Genomic DNA, 17,086 nt, shown 5'->3' on the forward strand with positions numbered 1-17,086 from the left:
TTTTGTTGACGGATCAGCCGAACTGCTGCTCCAGGTCCTTCAGTTTCCGCTCCAGCGAATCGAGCCGGGGCAGTGCCTGGGTGTCGTCCTCGGCGGTGAGGTCGACAGTGACCGGATCATAGGAGTTCCGGTCCGAGGTGCTGGAGCCCGGACCCGTCACGGCCTGCAGGGACGGCCGGGAGCGCAGGGGCAGTTGACCCGGCTCGGATATGGCGGGCTCCATGGCGGACTGCGCGGAGCCCGGCGCGGGGGCGATGGCCTGAACGTCCACCTGGGTGCCGCCCCGGCCGACCCTGCGCCAGGCCCGGTTCTGCCGGTTCAGCGCCTTGATGTGGGCCCGGTCCAGCTTCTCCTGATCCTTCCTGCGGAGACGGTTCTGCTCCTTCTCCCGCCGGTCCTCACGCACCTCTTCGACCGCTTCATCCAGGGTGCGTACGCCCTCCAGCAGCATCAGCGACCAGGCACCGAAGGTCTCCCGGGGGGCGCGCAGCCACCGCACGATCCGGATCTGCGGCAGCGGACGGGGCACCAGGCCCTGCTCGCGCAGCGCGGCCCGTCGGGTCTGCTTCAGCGCCCGGTCGAAGAGCACGGCTGCCGAGAGCGACATCCCCGCGAAGAAGTGCGGGGCTCCCGCGTGGTCGATACCGCGCGGCGCGTGCACCCAGTTGAACCAGGCGGCGGCGCCGGCGAACGTCCACACGAGCAGGCGCGAGCCGAGCGCCGCGTCACCGTGGCTGGCCTCGCGCACCGCGAGTACGGAACAGAACATTGCGGCCCCGTCGAGGCCGAACGGAACGAGATACTCCCAGCCCCCGGAGAGGCCGAGGTTCTGCTCGCCGAAGCCGACGAGCCCGTGGAAGGAGAGGGCGGCAGCGACCGCGGCGCAGCAGAACAGCAGGACGTACGAGGCGGTGGCATACAGCGCCTCCTTGCGTCTGCGACGCTCCTCGCTGCGCTCCCAGCTGTCGTCGGCCGCGGAATTGTCAGCGGCGCGCTTGCCGCGTGCGACCACCGCCACCGCCGCCAGGACCCCTACGAGCAACACGGCGCCCGGAAGCAGCCAATTCAGCGATATGTCGGTCAGTCTCATGCGCGGTCCCTTGCATCGCGTAGGGCATTTCGGGCGCCATGATTGCCGAAACCCCGTCACACTCAGGGGGGTTTCGGGGCAAGAGAACGCCATTGGGTTGGCAGGGCATACGGATAGCCGGGATCTGATCGAATATCCGTACGCGGCCAGTGATCTGCGTTCGAATAGTACTACTCGTATGAGCGGTGTCGATCAGTGAGTGGGTGTCAGTTTCCGTACCCGCTCGGCGTCACAGGTGCGCGGACAGGTGACGCAGGTGTCCTCGGGGCGCAGCGTGTAGAAGAGACAGCAGCTCGCCCGGTCGCGGGTGGGCAGCGACTCGCCGTTCGGCCCGGCCAGTTCACGGAAGCCCGCCGAGCCGACGTACGGCTTCGTGGTGCCCGGCAGGAGCGCCTCCAGCTCGGTCATCGCGCGCCGCTCCTCGCCGAGCAGGTGGGCGATGTACCAGAGGCCCTCCACGACCTCGTCCGTAGCCATGCCCCACAACGCCCGCCTGCCGCGCCGCATCCGCGGTCCGAAGCCGTCCAGCACCGGACCGATGTGGTCGGCCACGGCGGCGAGTACCTCGGCCCGCAGCGCCGCCTCGTCCGGTACCACCCGGGCGCCCGGCAGACCGGCCGCCGGATCGCCCGGAAGGCAGGCGAATTCCCTTATGCGGACGGTCAGATGGCCCAGTGCCCGCTGGAACGTCACATCCTCGACGGGGACCCGGGGCACCCGCCGGTTCAGGAACCACGGCACCGTCACCAGCAGGCAGGCGGGCCAGGCGTACCGGTGCAGCCCGAAGCTGGCGACCACATCGGGCCGGGGCTGCTGCCCGTAGTCCCGCAGCACCTGCGCATGGTCCCAGGCGAGGAAGGCGTCGAGTGAGGCGCCCCCCGCCGCGAGCTCGTCCGCACCCACCCAGCCGGCACCTCGAGGGGCTGCCTTGCCGTCCTCCAGCACCTCTGCGCGGAGCCCGGGGAAGACCTCGGCCAGACGTGCGTACGCGCCCGTCACGGCGGACGCGGTGGTGCCGGGAAGCGGAGTGGCGAGTGTCATGCAGGGCCCACCGAATCGCGATCGTTTACAGGTAAGCCTTACCTTACCCGAATGGATCGATGTTTGAACTGCGGCCTGTGCCGCCTATCGTGCAGAGGGGCATGGCGTACGCGAGCCGCGCCCACGGCGGGTCGAGGAGGTCCGAGTGGAGCAGGGCAGAGCGCGTGAGCAGGCGCGGCCGCCGTACGCGCCCGTCGCGTCCGCGACGACCCCGGCGTCCGTACGCGTGCCCGAGCAGGCACGTGGTGAGCAGGCACGTGGCGAGCACACCCACAGCGAGCCGCCCGCCCCGCGGCCGGCGGTGCAGCGGCACTCCGTACGCGGCCAGATCCTCGACGCCCTGCGCGCCGCGCTGGTCGACGGTCAGCTGGTTCCGGGGCAGGTCTACTCCGCCCCGGCTCTCGGTGCCCGCTTCGGGGTCTCCGCGACCCCCGTGCGCGAGGCGATGCAGCAGCTGGCCATCGAGGGCGCCGTCGAGGTCGTACCGAACCGCGGTTTCCGGGTGTCCCAGCGGGGCCCGCGCGAGCTGGCCGAGCTGGCCGAGGTGCGGGCCCTGATCGAGGTCCCCGTCATGCTGCGGCTGGCCCGCACCGTCCCACCGGCCCGCTGGTGCGCCCTGCGCCCGCTGGCCGAAGCCACGGTTGCGGCGGCCGCCGTGGGCGACCGGGCGAGTTACGCCGAGTCCGACCGGGCCTTCCACGGCGCGGTCCTCGCACTCTGCGGCAACGAGCAGTTGGTGATGGTCGCCGACGACCTGCACCGCCGCTCCCAATGGCCCCTGGGAAACACCCCCGCCAGCCGCCGCGCCGACCTGCTCGCCGACGCCGCCGAGCACACCGCCCTGCTCGACGCGCTCATCGCCCAGGACCTGAACGTCGTGCAGGCGCTCGTACGGGAACACTTCACCGGTGCCGAGAGCTGACGTCACACCGGCCCTCCGGGGCTCAGTTCGCCTCGGCCGTCTCCGGGGGTGGCGGGTCCAGGTGCGGAGCCAGCCATGTCGGAACGCCCCCGAGCAGCCGGAAGAGCCGGCCCGCCTCGGCGCGCAGCCGGGTCGCCGCCTCCGGCTCCGGCTCGGAGTCCGCCAGCGCGATGAGGGCCGGAGCGGTACCGATCAGATAGCCCAGCTCCTCCCTGATCCGCAGGGACTCGGTGAAACCGTGCCGCGCCTCCGCCAGTTCGCCCTCGCGCAGGGCGAGCAGGGCGAGATGGCGCCAGGTCGAGGAGAGCAGCAGCGCGTCACCCTGGGTGGTGGCGCCGGCGTGGGCCCTGCGGTATGCGGCACGCGCGGCCTCCGGCGAGTCGGCGATGTTCTGCGCGATCAGGCCCCGGCGGAAGTCCAGCAGGGGGCGTCCCGGCGCCGACGGGGCGAGCAGCGCGGCGGCCCGGCTCAGGGCGACGCTGGCCTCGTCGGCCCGGTCCCGTACGCCGAGAAGCGTCGACGCGTAGGCCAGATGGCCACGCTCACAGGCGGCTGCGCCGCGTTCGGCGTCGTCGTGGGCCAGCGCCTCGGCGGTGCGCAGGGCGTCCTCGGCGTCGGTCCAGCCCTGTCCGGTGTACAGGCACCGCTCGGTCAGCAGGGCGGTGCGCTGGAGTGCCGCTGCCGGATCGGTGGCGGCGTCGTGTTCCAGCAGCGCGGCGGCGTCCGTCCAGCAGGCGCGTGACCGCAGCCGCCATACCGCTGTCTGGAGCGGCGGATCGTCATCTGCTGTCGTTCCGGAACCAGACATGGCGGTATGCGCCACATTGCCCTCCCCGAGCGCGCCATCGAGCTGTTGAGTCTGGCCGCATCTCAGCACGGAATGGCACGCCGGGCCAAGGGGTCGGGGCAATGTCAGGTGAAAGATTTCACAAACGCCCGGACCCGCCGAGAGCCGTGGCAGGGCCCGGAAGTCAGCTCATACGCAGGGCGAGGAAGAAATCGAGCTTGTCCTCCAGGCGCGAAAGGTCACGCCCCGTCAACTGCTCGATTCGTCCGACCCGGTAGCGCAACGTGTTGACGTGCAGATGGAGCCGGGACGCGCAGCGGGTCCAGGAACCGTCGCAGTCCAGGAAGGCCTCCAGCGTCGGGATCAGCTCCGCGCGATGGCGCCGGTCGTAGTCGCGCAGCGGGTCGAGCAGCCGTGCGGTGAACGCGCGGCGCACGTCGTCGGGGACGAACGGCAGCAGCAGTACGTGCGAGGCCAGCTCGTGGTGCCCGGCCGCGCAGACCCTGCCGGGGCGGGCCGCCGCCACCCGGCGGGCGTGCCGGGCCTCCTCCAGGGCGCCGCGCAGACCCTCGGGGGAGTGCACGGCCGCACTGACACCCAGTGTCAGCCGGCCGTCGTCGGCGAGGCCGGCGGAGAGCGGTTCGCGGACGGCGGCGAGCAGCACATCGGCGTGCAGCGCGGGATCCTCGTCGGCGGAGGCCTCGGCGGGCATCATGTCCGGGCCGGAGTCGTGGGCCGGTGCGGGCGCGGTGACGGCGGGCAGGGGTACGAGGGCGACGGCCTCGTCGCCCGTGTGGGCGACCGCGATCCGGTCCGCGGAGTCGGGGCCGGTGACCGCGGGGTCGACCAGGATCTCCTCCAGCAGCGCCTGGGCGACCGGGCCGCCCGCGACGGCGGAGCCGGAGCTGCCGGCCGGGGCGCCCGTCGTGGCGGAGCCCTCCGCGACACCCCATTCGACCCGCGCCACCACGACCTGCCAGTGCGGCGCGGTCCCGATACCCGGGAGCAGTACCGGAGCGGCGACCCGCAGCCTGGCGGCGATCTCGGCCGGTGGGGCGCCCGTCTGGACCAGTTCGAGGACTTCCTGGGCGAGCCTGCGGCGGACCGTACGGGCCGCATCGCGCCGGTCCCGTTCGACCGCGATCAGCTGGGTGACGCCCTGGAGCAGATCCAGCCGGGCGGGCGGCCAGTCGCTCGCGTCCGCCTCGACCGCGAGCAGCCAGTCGGAAAGCACCGACTCGCGCACATCGCGGGAGGCGGGGACCGCTCCCCGCCCGGCGTTCCGGATCGGGAAGAGCGAATACGTGGTGCCGCCGACCGTGGCCCGGTGCGGGGCCCGGCGGCCGGTGCGGGTGGCGGCCAGATGGTGGCCGGCGAGCGCCGCGCCGACCGGTCCGGCCAGCGGTGCGTCACCGGCGCCCGCGATCTGCCGGCCGGTGGGGGAGAGCACCCAGGCGTGCAGGTCGAGGTCGGAGCCGAGCAGATCGAGGACCACCTCGGGCCCACCGCCTGCCGGGCCCGAGGTCATGAGCCTGCGGTGCCGGTCCACGACCGCGGCCAGATCGCCCGCACGCTCACCGGACACCTGGCGCACCACATGCTCGGTGATCGTTGCGAACGCAACGGTCTCATGGACGGCGAAGAGCGGCAGCCGGTGCCGCGCACACGCCTCCACCAGATCGCCGGGGATCTCGCCGAGCTCCGCCTCGCCCGCCGCGAGCCCGGCGACCCCGGCGCCCGTCAGGATCCGTACGAACGGCTCCGAGTCCGTCGCGTCACGGCGCCAGGCCAGGCCCGTCAGGACCAGCTCGCCGCCGGACAGATAACGGCTGGGATCCCGCAGGTCGGTGGTCATCACGCCGCGGACGGACCGGTCCAGCTCGTCCTCGCCGCCGAGCAGCCGCAGGCCCAGCGCGTCGGTCTCCAGCAGTGCGCGCAGCCGCATCTCGTCGCCGCCGATCTCTTTCGTTGGTGCGGGTGAAAACTGGGTATTGGGGTGAGGTCACTGACCCCCGCCATTCGTTCGAATCTACAAGACGAGGAGATCGACCAGCCAACTCCTTCATGGTTTCGGTGACTGCACCGGGTGGAGCACGGCTTGTGTACTTGGCCCCACACCGCGTCAACAACACATGAACGACCAGTCGAGGGCCGGCCGTCCCCAGGGCCTGTCGTCGGTCTGCCGCCCGACGTCTGGCACGCACGCTCGCGGCGTTGCCGAAGAGCCCTGGTAGCTCCGCTACGAGGCCCCTCCGGCGCCTTGCGATCGCATGCACCGGACGCCGTGCGGCCGTCCTGCGGACGACGACGGCAGACCGACGACAGGCCCTGGCCCCAGCGAACGACCCGATTCAGAAGAAGAGAGCCACTCATGGACTTCCTTCGCCCCGCCAGGTGGGAGGAGGCGCTCGCCGCCAAGGCCGAGCACCCGACGGCTGTGCCCATCGCGGGTGGCACCGATGTGATGGTCGAGATCAACTTCGACCACCGGCGGCCCGAGTACCTCCTGGACCTGAACCGCATCGGAGAGCTGTCCGAATGGGAGGTGGGCCAGGAGAACGTACGGCTCGGCGCCTGTGTCCCGTACAGCCACATCATGGAGCATCTGCGCGCCGAGCTGCCCGGACTGGCACTCGCCTCGCACACCGTCGCCTCGCCACAGATCCGCAACCGCGGCGGCGTCGGCGGCAACCTGGGCACCGCGTCGCCCGCCGGGGACGCCCACCCGGCGCTGCTCGCCGCAGGCGCCGAGGTCGAGGCCGAATCCGTCCGCGGGACCAGGATGATCCCGATCGACGCCTTCTACACCGGCGTCAAGCGCAACGCCCTCGCCCCGGACGAGCTGATCCGGGCCGTGCACATCAAGAAGGCCGACGGGCCGCAGCAGTATTCCAAGGTCGGCACCCGCAACGCGATGGTCATCGCCGTCTGTGCCTTCGGACTGGCCCTGCACCCCGAGACCCGCACGGTCCGCACCGGCATCGGCTCGGCCGCCCCCACACCCGTACGGGCGAAGGAGGCCGAGGAATTCCTGAACGCCGCGCTCGAAGAGGGCGGATTCTGGGACAGCCGCACGATCATCACCCCGTCCATCGCCAAACAGTTCGCCGACCTCGCCGCCGGTGCCTGCAACCCGATCGACGATGTACGCGGCACCGCGAGCTATCGCAGGCACGCGGTCGGGATCATGGCCCGCCGCACCCTCGGCTGGACCTGGGAGTCGTACCGCGGCAACGGCCGCAGCACCGAAGGAGCTGCCTGATCATGCGCGTCAATTTCACGGTCAACGGCCGCAGGTACGAAGCGGACGACGTCTGGGAAGGCGAGTCCCTCCTCTATGTGCTGCGTGAGCGGATGGGCCTGCCCGGCTCGAAGAACGCCTGCGAGCAGGGCGAGTGCGGTTCCTGCACGGTCCGTCTGGACGGTGTCCCGGTCTGCTCCTGTCTGGTCGCGGCGGGCCAGGTGGAGGGCCGCGAGGTCGTCACCGTAGAAGGCCTCGCCGACTTCGCCGCCCGGCGCTCCCAGGCACACCCCGGCAGGGGGCACCTCCCGCACGCGGAGCGCAGTGGGGGAGGCTGTGCCTCCGGCGCCTGTGGCACCGCACTCGACAAGGCCCGGCAGTGGGAGGCCGAGCCGGCCGGCGAGGAGACCCGGGACACCGGTGAACTCTCGCCGATCCAGCAGGCGTTCATCGACGCGGGCGCCGTCCAGTGCGGCTTCTGCACCCCTGGTCTGCTGGTCGCCGCCGACGAGCTGCTGGAGCGCAACCCGGAACCGTCCGACGCGGACATCCGCGAGGCGCTCTCCGGCAACCTCTGCCGCTGCACCGGCTACGAGAAGATCCTCGACGCGGTCCGTCTCGCGGCCGCCCGCGCGGAAGAAACGGTCTGACGATGGGCGTTACCGGCAACCCCACCAGCATCAACCAGGGCACCCGCACCAAGGGCGGCATCGGTGAGTCCACGCTGCGCCCGGACGGCATCCTGAAGGTCACCGGCGAATTCGCGTACTCCTCCGACATGTGGCACGAGGACATGCTCTGGGGCCACACGCTGCGCTCCACCGTCGCGCACGCCGAGATCGTCTCCATCGACACTTCGGAAGCGCTCGCCACGTCCGGCGTCTACGCCGTACTCACCTACGACGACCTGCCGACCTCGGTGAAGAACTACGGGCTCGAGATCCAGGACACCCCGGTCCTCGCCCACGGCAAGGTCCGTCACCACGGCGAGCCGGTGGCGCTCGTCGCCGCCGACCACCCGGAGACGGCCCGCCGCGCCGCCGCGAAGATCAAGATCGACTACCGCGAGCTGCCCGTCATCACCGACGAGGCGTCCGCCACCGCCCCCGACGCGATCCTCGTCCACGAGGGACGGGGTGACCACCACGCCGGGCACGTCCCGCACCCGAACATCGTCCACCGTCAGCCCATCGTCCGCGGCGACGCGGACGCGGCGGCGGCCCGCGCCGATGTCATCGTGAGCGGGGAGTACGTCTTCGGCATGCAGGACCAGGCCTTCCTCGGCCCCGAGTCCGGTCTGGCCGTGCCCGCCGAGGACGGCGGCGTCGACCTGTACGTCGCCACCCAGTGGCTGCACTCCGACCTGCGCCAGATCGCCCCCGTCCTCGGCCTGCCCGAGGACAAGGTCCGCATGACGCTCTCCGGCGTCGGTGGTGCCTTCGGCGGCCGTGAGGACCTGTCGATGCAGATCCACGCCTGCCTGCTCGCCCTGCGCACCGGCAAGCCGGTCAAGATCGTCTACAACCGGTTCGAGTCCTTCTTCGGGCATGTGCACCGTCACCCCGCCAAGCTCTGGTACGAGCACGGCGCCACCCGCGACGGCAAGCTGACCCATATGAAATGTCGCATCGTACTGGACGGCGGAGCTTATGCCTCCGCTTCTCCGGCCGTCGTCGGCAACGCCTCCTCGCTCAGCGTTGGCCCTTACGTCATCGACGACGTCGACATCGAGGCCATCGCGCTCTACACCAACAACCCGCCGTGTGGCGCCATGCGCGGCTTCGGCGCGGTCCAGGCATGCTTCGCCTACGAGGCCCAGATGGACAAGCTCGCCGCCGAACTCTCCATGGACCCGGTCGAGTTCAGGCAGCTCAACGCCATGGAGCAGGGCACCCTCCTACCGACCGGACAGGTCGTCGACTCGCCCGCGCCGGTCGCCGAGCTGCTGCGCCGGGTCAAGGCCAGGCCGCTGCCGCCCGAGCGCCAGTGGGAGGTGGCGGGCGAGCCGGCCGATGTACGGGCCCTGCCCGGCGGACTGTCCAACACCACCCACGGCGAAGGCGTCGTACGCGGCATCGGCTACGCCGTCGGCCTCAAGAACGTCGGCTTCTCCGAGGGCTTCGACGACTACTCCACCGCCCGGGTGCGCATGGAGGTCATCGGCGGCGAACCCGTCGCGACCGTGCACACCGCGATGGCCGAGGTCGGGCAGGGCGGCGTCACCGTCCACGCCCAGATCGCCCGTACCGAACTCGGCGTCGCCCAGGTCACCATCCGCCCGGCCGACACCCAGGTCGGCTCGGCCGGCTCCACCTCCGCCTCCCGGCAGACGTATGTCACCGGCGGCGCAGTGAAGCACTCCTGCGAGGCCGTCCGCGAGAAGGTCCTGGAGATGGGCCGTCGCAAGTTCGGTACGTACCACCCCGCCTGGGCCACCGCCGAACTGCTCCTGGAGGGCGGCAAGGTCGTCACCGACGGCGGCGAGGTACTGGCCGATCTGGTCGACGTACTGGAGGACGAGGCGGTCGACATCGAGCTGGAGTGGCGCCACCGGCCCACCGAGGCGTTCGACCTCCGTACCGGACAGGGCAACGGCCATGTCCAGTACTCCTTCGCCGCCCACCGAGCGGTCGTCGAGGTCGACACCGAACTCGGCCTGGTCAAGGTCATCGAACTGGCCTGCGCCCAGGACGTCGGCAAGGCCCTCAACCCGCTGTCCGTCGAAGGACAGATCCAGGGCGGTACCACCCAGGGCCTGGGCGTCGCCGTCATGGAGGAGATCCTCGTCGACCCGAAGACCGCGAAGGTGCGCAACCCGTCCTTCACGGACTATCTGATCCCCACCATCCTCGACACCCCGACGATCCCGGTCGATGTGCTCGAACTCGCCGACGACCACGCCCCGTACGGGCTCCGTGGCATCGGTGAGGCCCCCACCCTCTCGTCGACCCCGGCCGTTCTCGCGGCGATCCGGAACGCGACGGGCCTGGAGCTCAACAGGACGCCGGTACGCCCCGAGCACATCACCGGCACCTGAGTCACTGCTGCCTCCTGAACTCTCCGGGCGGTGCGCGCCTCCCAGGAACGTCACACTTCCGCCGCCCGCACCGCCCGGAGTGCCCAAGTGCCGTACCGCTCACGGCCATTGAGTCCACCCCGCCCCGAAAGGGCAGTACTACGCAGTACCCGTGGTCGCGGTACCGCAGTACCGCAGTGCCAGCAGTGCGGGTGACACCGCATGCAACACGTCACACGTCACATTCCACTCTGCATGAACAGTTCGTCTCGGGCCGTCCCCCGGGTCGTGCCGCCAGCGCAGTCATCCCAAATCCCGCATATCGATTCTTCATCGCGGGTGCCCCTGTGAACCTTGGGAGTCAGGCATCATGACCCAGCAGTCAGTGGAGCCCAGGACCAGTGCGGAGGATGCGGGCCCGGGCTCGCGCGTCCCCGCCGGAAGATCCTGGCTCGACCGGTACTTCCACATCTCCGACCGTGGCTCCACCGTCGCACGCGAAGTGCGCGGCGGCATCACCACCTTCATGGCGATGTGTTACATCCTTCTGCTCAACCCGCTCCTGCTGTCCGGCCCGGACGCGGCGGGCCACCGCCTCAGCCACGCCGGGCTGATCACGGCGACCGCGCTCGCCGCAGCCGTCTCCACCCTGCTGATGGGTTTCATCGGCAAGGTGCCGCTCGCGCTCGCCGCGGGGCTCTCCGTCTCCGGCGTGCTCGCCACTCAGGTGGCACCCCATATGACCTGGCCGCAGGCCATGGGCATGTGTGTGATGTACGGCGCGGTGATCGTGCTGCTGGTCGTCACCGGGCTGCGCGAGATCATCATGAACGCGATACCCCTGGCCCTGAAGCACGGCATCACCATCGGCATCGGCCTGTTCATCGCGCTGATCGGCCTGGTCAACGCCGGCTTCGTGGGCAAGGGCGCCCCGGTCACGCTCGGCGTGGGCGGGCAGCTCTCCGGCTGGCCCGTACTGCTCTTCTGCGTCACCCTGCTGCTCATCTTCATGCTCCAGGCCCGTAATGTGCCCGGCGCGATCCTGATCGGGATTGTGGTCGGCACGATCCTCGCCGTCGTCGTCAACGCTGTCGGTGACATCGGCCCCGAGGCATGGGGCGGCAGCGCACCCGAACTGCAAGGCAGCGCTGTCTCCATGCCGGACTTCGGGCTCTTCGGCCATGTCGAGTTCGGCGGCTGGGGCGACATCGGCGTGATGACCGTCGGCGTGATCGTCTTCACCCTGGTGCTGGCCGGCTTCTTCGACGCGATGGCGACCATCATCGGCGTCGGTACGGAGGCCGGGCTCGCCGACAGCAAGGGCCGGATGCCGGGCCTGTCCAAGGCGCTGTTCATCGACGGCGCGGGCGGGGCGATCGGCGGTGTCTCCGGAGCCTCCGGCCAGACCGTCTTCATCGAGTCGGCGACCGGCGTCGGCGAGGGGGCCCGCACGGGTCTGTCCTCCATCGTCACCGGTGTGCTCTTCGCCGCCGGACTGTTCTTCACCCCGCTCGCCCAGATCGTGCCGGGGCCGATCGCCGCCGCCGCGCTGGTCGTCATCGGCGCGATGATGATGCAGAACGCCCGCCATGTCGACTGGAGCGACCGCTCCGTCGCGGTGCCGGTCTTCCTGACCGTGGCTCTGATGCCGTTCACGTACTCCATCACCGCCGGAGTGGGCGCCGGAGTGATCTCCTTCGCCGCGATCAAGGCGGCGCAGGGCAAGTTCCGTGAGGTCGGTGCCTTCATGTGGGTGCTGACCGGCGTGTTCGTCGTGTACTTCGCGCTCAGCCCGATCGAGAGCTGGATCGGCGCCAAGTAGGACCGGCCCGCACAAGGCTCGTCCGCCCCTCCGCCCCTCCGCACACCTGTAGAAGGAGAAACGCCGTGCTGGACATCGCCGAAGAGCTCAACCGGTGGGTCGAGCAGGGACGCGACTTCGCCGTGGCCACTGTTGTGGCGGTCGGCGGCAGCGCGCCCCGGCAGCCGGGAGCCGCCCTCGCCGTCGACCGCGACGGCACGGCGATCGGATCAGTCTCCGGCGGGTGTGTGGAGGGCGCGGTGTACGAACTGTGCGGGCAGGCACTGGACGACGGCATCACAGTGCGTGAACGGTTCGGCTACAGCGACGAGGACGCTTTCGCGGTCGGACTGACCTGCGGCGGCGTCATCGACATCCTGGTGACACCGGTCCGTGCGGACGACCCCGCACGGGCGGTGTTCGCCGCCGCGCTCGCCGCCGCCGCACGGGGTCGGGCGGCGACGGTCGCCAGGATCACCGACGGGCCCGCGGAACTCCTCGGCCACCCCCTGCTCGTCCACCCCGACGGCTCGTACGAGGGCGGGTTCGGCGGACACCCGGAGCTGGACCGCACCGCTGCGGCCGACGCCCGCGCGATGCTGGACGCGGGCCGCACCGGCTCCGTCACCATCGGCGCCGAGGGCTCGCGCTGCGGGCAACCGCTCACCCTGCTCGTCGAATCGAGCGTCCCGCCGCCCCGGATGATCGTCTTCGGGGCCATCGACTTCGCCTCGGCGCTGGTCCGGGCAGGAAAGTTCCTCGGGTACCACGTCACATTGTGCGACGCTCGCCCCGTCTTCGCCACGAAGGCCCGCTTTCCAGAGGCCGACGAGCTGGTCGTCGACTGGCCGCACCGCTATCTCGCGACGACCGATGTCGACGCGCGCACCGTCCTGTGCGTCCTCACCCACGACGCCAAGTTCGATGTTCCTTTGCTGGAACTGGCGTTGAGGCTGCCGGTGGCGTACGTCGGAGCGATGGGCTCGCGCCGTACCCATCTGGAGCGCAACGACCGGCTGCGTGACGTCGGCGTCACGGAGCTGGAACTGGCCAGGCTGCACTCGCCGATCGGCCTCGACCTCGGCGCCCGTACCCCTGAGGAGACCGCGCTGTCGATCGCCGCCGAAATCGTCGCCGACCGGCGCGGCGGCAGCGGCGTACCGCTCAAGGGCGCACACACCCCGATCCACCACGAGGACGGCCGGACATCGACGGGATTGATCACGTCCGTGGCCTGAACCGTCCCGTGAACCATGATTGTCCGTGGGCGGGTTGCCGCCACGGCGGTTTCACGCCAGGTGTGAACTCAACCGTAGCTTCGGTTTTGCCTTTAGATCTGCTGCATGACATTCACACCTTCCTCCGCTTCCGGCCGGGCGAGGTCCGCTCGTGCGGGACGCAGGGCTCTGCTCATAGCGACTTCGGTCGCCCTGGTGAGTGGCGCACTGTTGCCCGCAGCGGGCTCCGCTTCCGCCGCCGCAGGTCAGTCCAGGCCCCTCGACCGCCAGGCCGCCGCCCCGGTCAAGGAGTACGACATCACCCTGCTCACGGGCGATGTCGTGCACTACTCGGACGGTGTCGGCAAGCAGGACACCGTCACCGTGGACCGCCCCGACGGAGCGGTCGGCGGCGTGCATGTCCAACAGGCCGGCGATGATCTGTACGTACTGCCCGACGAGGCCAACTCCCTTATCGCGGCAGGCAAGTTGGACCGTCGGCTGTTCAATGTCTCGGCTCTGGCCAAGATGGGGTACGACGACAGGAAGTCGGGCGGCATTCCGCTGATCGCCACCTACTCGGCGAGCCAGGGCCGTTCACTGCCCGCCGCCCCTCGTGGTGCTGAGAAGACCCGCACTCTGGAGAGCATCCACGGCGCCGCGTTGAAGGCCGAGAAGGACACCACCAGGGCCTTCTGGAACGACATCGCCCCTACCTCCACGGCCCGTTCGCTGGACAACGGCATCGCCAAGCTCTGGCTCGACGGCCGGGTGGAGGCCGCGCTCAAGGACTCCGTGCCGCAGGTCAACGCCCCTCAGGCATGGGCCGAGGGCTACGACGGCAAGGGCTCCACGGTCGCCGTCCTGGACACCGGTATCGACGCGACCCACCCGGACGTCAAGGACCGCATTCTCGAAACCAAGAGCTTCGTGCCGGGCGAGGAGGTCCTCGACAAGCACGGCCACGGCACGCACGTCGCCTCCACGATCGCGGGCTCCGGCGCCGCCTCGGAGGGCGTCAACAAGGGCGTCGCCCCGGGCGCCGACCTGATCATCGGAAAGGTGCTCAGCAACGAGGGCTCCGGCGCGGACTCCGGGATCATCGAAGCCATGGAGTGGGCGAAGGCCGAAGGCGCCGACGTCGTCTCCATGAGCCTCGGCTCCAGCATCCCGGACGACGGCTCCGACCCGATGTCCCAGGCCGTCGACGCGCTCTCCGCCGACGGCGGGCCGCTGTTCGTGATCGCCGCGGGCAACGCGTACGGCGCGGGCACCATCGGCTCGCCCGGTTCGGCGGAGAAGGCGCTCACCGTCGCCGCCGTCGACAAGCAGGACAACCGCGCGGGCTTCTCCTCGATGGGCCCGCTCGTCAGGTCCTACGGCCTGAAGCCCGACCTGTCCGCACCGGGTGTGGACATCAACGCTGCCGCCTCGCAGGCGGTCCCGGGCGTCAGCGGGATGTACCGGACGATGTCCGGTACATCGATGGCGACCCCGCATGTCGCGGGCGCCGCAGCCATCCTGAAACAGCGTCACCCGGACTGGTCCGGCGGGCGGATCAAGGACGCGCTGATGAGCTCGTCGAAGAAGCTCGACGCGTACACCCCGTATGAGCAGGGCACCGGTCGGCTCGATGTGAAGGCCGCGGTCGACACCACCATCGAGGCCACCGGCTCCGTCGCCGTCGCCTCCTACGACTGGCCGCACTCCGCGTCCGATCCGGTCGCCCAGCGGACCATCACGTACCGCAACACCGGTACGAAGGATGTCACCCTCGACCTGGCCACGGACACGGACGCCGATGCCTACACCCTGTCGACGAAGCAGCTGACCGTCCCGGCCGGTTCCACCGCCGATGCCGTGCTCTCGCTGGATCCGTCGAAGGTCGCGAACGACACCCGGTTCTCCGGTCAGGTCATCGCCAAGGACGCGGCGGGCACCGTCGTCGCGCACACCGGCTTCGCCCTGAACAAGGAGCAGGAGCTGTACGACCTGACGCTCAGGCTCCGCGACCGCGACGGCAAGCCGATGGACGGCCTGGTCGTCCTCGGCGCGCTCGGCGACCCGAACCTGGGCATCGTCCAGGTGTCGGGCGAGACCACACTGCGGCTGCCGCCGGGCAACTACACCGCCTGGAGTTCTGTCGACATCGCCGGTGACCGCCCCGACTCGAAGGCCGTGGCTTTCCTCGCCGCCCCCGAGACGATCCTCGACAAGGCGGCCACGGTCACCCTCGACGCGTCCAAGGCCCGCAAGGTCAGCGTGCGGACGCCGAAGGAGACCGAGACCCGACAGCTGCGATATGACATGGCACGTACCGCACCGGACGGCACAGTCCAGCGCGACGCGTACCAGATCCCGTTGACCTACGACCAGCTGTGGGCCAGCCCCACCAAGAAGGTCACACAGGGCAGTTTCTCCTTCCTGACCCGCTGGCGGCAGGGCGAGAAGCAGCTGGACGTGTCGGCCGAGGGCCGTGATGTGCCGGTCTTCCCGCAGGGTGGTGCGGCCATCGCCGAGAGCGGCGAGAAGAAGCTGGCCGGCGTCTTCGCGGGCAACGGCGCCGTGGCCGACTACGAGGGTCTGAACGTCAAGGGCAAGGCCGTAGTCATCCGCAGCAGCGACTCGGTCGCTCCCGCCGACCGGCTCGCCAACGCGGTGGCCGCGGGCGCCGGGGCACTGTTCGTCGTCAACGACGGCGACGGCGTCCTGATGGAGAGCTACACCCCCTATGGGACCAAGGGCACCATCCCGGTCGCCTCGGTCCAGCGCCTGGCGGGCGAGGACCTGATCAAGTCCGTCCAGCGCGGTGCGAAGCTGACGATCGATCAGCATCGTTTCGCCCGCTACGTGTACGACCTTGTCGACCGCCACGACGGCGTAGTCCCGGACCGCTCGCTGGCGTTCGCTCCGTCGACCGGTCAGCTGGCGAAGGTGGAGAACACCTTCTACGGTCACAAGGACGTGCTCGGCGGTGGCTTCCGCTACGACATCCCGGACTACGGCCCGGGTCTCGGCTTCGAGGAGTACGAGAAGTTCCCCGGCACCCGCGAGGAGTGGGTCAACCCGCTTCCGGGCGCCTCCTTCTGGTACGAGAACCACTCGGTCCTCAACTCCGCCGAGACGGGATTCGCGCACGAGATGCGCAGCGGCGACCTGGACTACAAGGCGGGCCGCACCTACTCCGCAGAGTGGTTCGCGCCGATCTCCCGCCCGCGTCTGGGCACCGGCTACTGGGGTCCGTTCCGCTCCGTCTACAACGATATCCAGTTCAACTTCACTCCGTGGACCGACTCGGGCGCGGGCCACTCGGGCGCCATGCCGGAGGACGAGTACGACACCACCAGCACCGCCTTCTACCAGGGCGACACGCTGATCAAGAAGGTCAAGGGCCGGGCAGGCTTCGCCTGGGACGTGTCCGCCGAGAAGCTGCCGTATCGCTTCGTGCTCGACGCCACCCGGGACGGCGACGTGTGGAAGACCTCCACCCGTACGCACACCGAGTGGAACTTCGTCTCGGGTGCCATGGACGAGAACGGTCCCTTCCAGGCCGACTTGCCGTTGCTGCAGCTGGACTACAGGGTCGACACCGACCTTGCCGGTGACGTCGAGGCCGGCCGGTGGACCGAGATCGGTCTCACCTCCGGTACGCAGGAGTGGATGGACGGTGCCGTGAAGGCGAAGAAGGCGTCGCTGTCGGTCAGCTACGACGAAGGCAAGAGCTGGAACGCCGTGGAGCTGCGCAAGACTTCCGAGGGCAACTGGACCGCTCGGTTCAAGACCCCCGAGAAGGCCGGCGGCTTCGTCTCGATCAAGGCGCACTCCGAGGCCGGGGACGGGCTCGGCATCGATCAGGAGATCATTCGGGCGTTCGGCCTGAAGTGACCTTCTGAGGACCGCGCTTGAGGCGGCCGCACACCCCCGAGCGGGGGTGTGCGGCCGCCTCTCTAGTCGACTGGCACGGTTCCCCG

At 70.2% G+C, this 17,086-nt stretch carries 11 protein-coding genes; 7 read left to right on the forward strand and 4 right to left on the reverse strand.

The features are described 5' to 3' along the window. Positions 1–13: 13 nt before the first annotated feature. The gene (locus IEZ15_RS09690) at positions 14–1,090 is read right to left on the reverse strand and encodes a DUF2637 domain-containing protein (protein ID WP_189275840.1); all 1,077 of its coding nucleotides are present in this window, start codon (positions 1,088–1,090) and stop codon (positions 14–16) included. A 192-nt stretch (positions 1,091–1,282) separates the two neighbouring features. Then, on the reverse strand, positions 1,283–2,131 hold the full coding sequence (locus tag IEZ15_RS09695) for a (2Fe-2S)-binding protein (protein ID WP_189275842.1): 849 nt from the start codon (positions 2,129–2,131) through the stop codon (positions 1,283–1,285). A 145-nt stretch (positions 2,132–2,276) separates the two neighbouring features. Here IEZ15_RS09695 and IEZ15_RS09700 point away from each other — a divergent pair, with 145 nt between their 5' ends. Further along, positions 2,277–3,053 (forward strand): GntR family transcriptional regulator, encoded by a 777-nt coding sequence (locus IEZ15_RS09700; protein ID WP_114247420.1) that lies wholly within the window; start codon positions 2,277–2,279, stop codon positions 3,051–3,053. A 22-nt stretch (positions 3,054–3,075) separates the two neighbouring features. Here IEZ15_RS09700 and IEZ15_RS09705 read toward each other — a convergent pair whose 3' ends face one another. Together IEZ15_RS09705 and IEZ15_RS09710 are read right to left on the reverse strand one after the other, a co-directional pair. Further along, complete coding sequence (locus IEZ15_RS09705) at positions 3,076–3,861, reverse strand: hypothetical protein (RefSeq protein WP_114247421.1); 786 nt, start codon at positions 3,859–3,861, stop codon at positions 3,076–3,078. A 163-nt stretch (positions 3,862–4,024) separates the two neighbouring features. Continuing rightward, complete coding sequence (locus IEZ15_RS09710; protein ID WP_189275844.1) at positions 4,025–5,785, reverse strand: PucR family transcriptional regulator; 1,761 nt, start codon at positions 5,783–5,785, stop codon at positions 4,025–4,027. A 426-nt stretch (positions 5,786–6,211) separates the two neighbouring features. On the opposite strand from IEZ15_RS09710, the gene IEZ15_RS09715 reads away from it, so the two are divergent. From IEZ15_RS09715 to IEZ15_RS09740, 6 genes are all read left to right on the forward strand, one after another. Continuing rightward, on the forward strand, positions 6,212–7,102 hold the full coding sequence (locus IEZ15_RS09715; RefSeq protein ID WP_189275846.1) for an FAD binding domain-containing protein: 891 nt from the start codon (positions 6,212–6,214) through the stop codon (positions 7,100–7,102). Between the two features lie 2 nt (positions 7,103–7,104). Further along, entirely contained in the window at positions 7,105–7,731 is a 627-nt protein-coding gene (locus tag IEZ15_RS09720; protein WP_189275848.1) for a (2Fe-2S)-binding protein, read from the forward strand. Between the two features lie 2 nt (positions 7,732–7,733). After that, on the forward strand, positions 7,734–10,118 hold the full coding sequence (locus IEZ15_RS09725) for a xanthine dehydrogenase family protein molybdopterin-binding subunit (protein WP_189275850.1): 2,385 nt from the start codon (positions 7,734–7,736) through the stop codon (positions 10,116–10,118). Positions 10,119–10,467: 349 nt separating this feature from the next. Beyond that, entirely contained in the window at positions 10,468–11,919 is a 1,452-nt protein-coding gene (locus IEZ15_RS09730; protein ID WP_189275852.1) for an NCS2 family permease, read from the forward strand. Between the two features lie 65 nt (positions 11,920–11,984). Next, positions 11,985–13,136 carry an XdhC family protein gene (locus IEZ15_RS09735; RefSeq protein ID WP_189275854.1) on the forward strand — a complete coding sequence of 384 codons (1,152 nt, stop codon included), beginning with the start codon at positions 11,985–11,987 and terminating at the stop codon, positions 13,134–13,136. Positions 13,137–13,241: 105 nt separating this feature from the next. Further along, positions 13,242–17,000, forward strand: a complete 3,759-nt coding sequence (locus IEZ15_RS09740; RefSeq protein ID WP_189275856.1) for a S8 family peptidase — start codon at positions 13,242–13,244, stop codon at positions 16,998–17,000. Positions 17,001–17,086: the final 86 nt, after the last annotated feature.

The sequence above is a fragment of the Streptomyces atratus genome, assembly GCF_014648655.1.
Lineage (GTDB): Bacteria > Actinomycetota > Actinomycetes > Streptomycetales > Streptomycetaceae > Streptomyces > Streptomyces atratus.

Coding starts and splice junctions, on each gene's coding strand:
- IEZ15_RS09715 (WP_189275846.1), top strand. CDS start 6,212: ATGGACTTCCTTCGCCCCGCCAGGTGGGAGGAGGCGCTCGCCGCCAAG.
- IEZ15_RS09720 (WP_189275848.1), top strand. CDS start 7,105: ATGCGCGTCAATTTCACGGTCAACGGCCGCAGGTACGAAGCGGACGAC.
- IEZ15_RS09725 (WP_189275850.1), top strand. CDS start 7,734: ATGGGCGTTACCGGCAACCCCACCAGCATCAACCAGGGCACCCGCACC.
- IEZ15_RS09710 (WP_189275844.1), bottom strand. CDS start 5,785: ATGCGGCTGCGCGCACTGCTGGAGACCGACGCGCTGGGCCTGCGGCTG.
- IEZ15_RS09695 (WP_189275842.1), bottom strand. CDS start 2,131: ATGACACTCGCCACTCCGCTTCCCGGCACCACCGCGTCCGCCGTGACG.
- IEZ15_RS09690 (WP_189275840.1), bottom strand. CDS start 1,090: ATGAGACTGACCGACATATCGCTGAATTGGCTGCTTCCGGGCGCCGTG.
- IEZ15_RS09705 (WP_114247421.1), bottom strand. CDS start 3,861: ATGTCTGGTTCCGGAACGACAGCAGATGACGATCCGCCGCTCCAGACA.
- IEZ15_RS09740 (WP_189275856.1), top strand. CDS start 13,242: ATGACATTCACACCTTCCTCCGCTTCCGGCCGGGCGAGGTCCGCTCGT.
- IEZ15_RS09730 (WP_189275852.1), top strand. CDS start 10,468: ATGACCCAGCAGTCAGTGGAGCCCAGGACCAGTGCGGAGGATGCGGGC.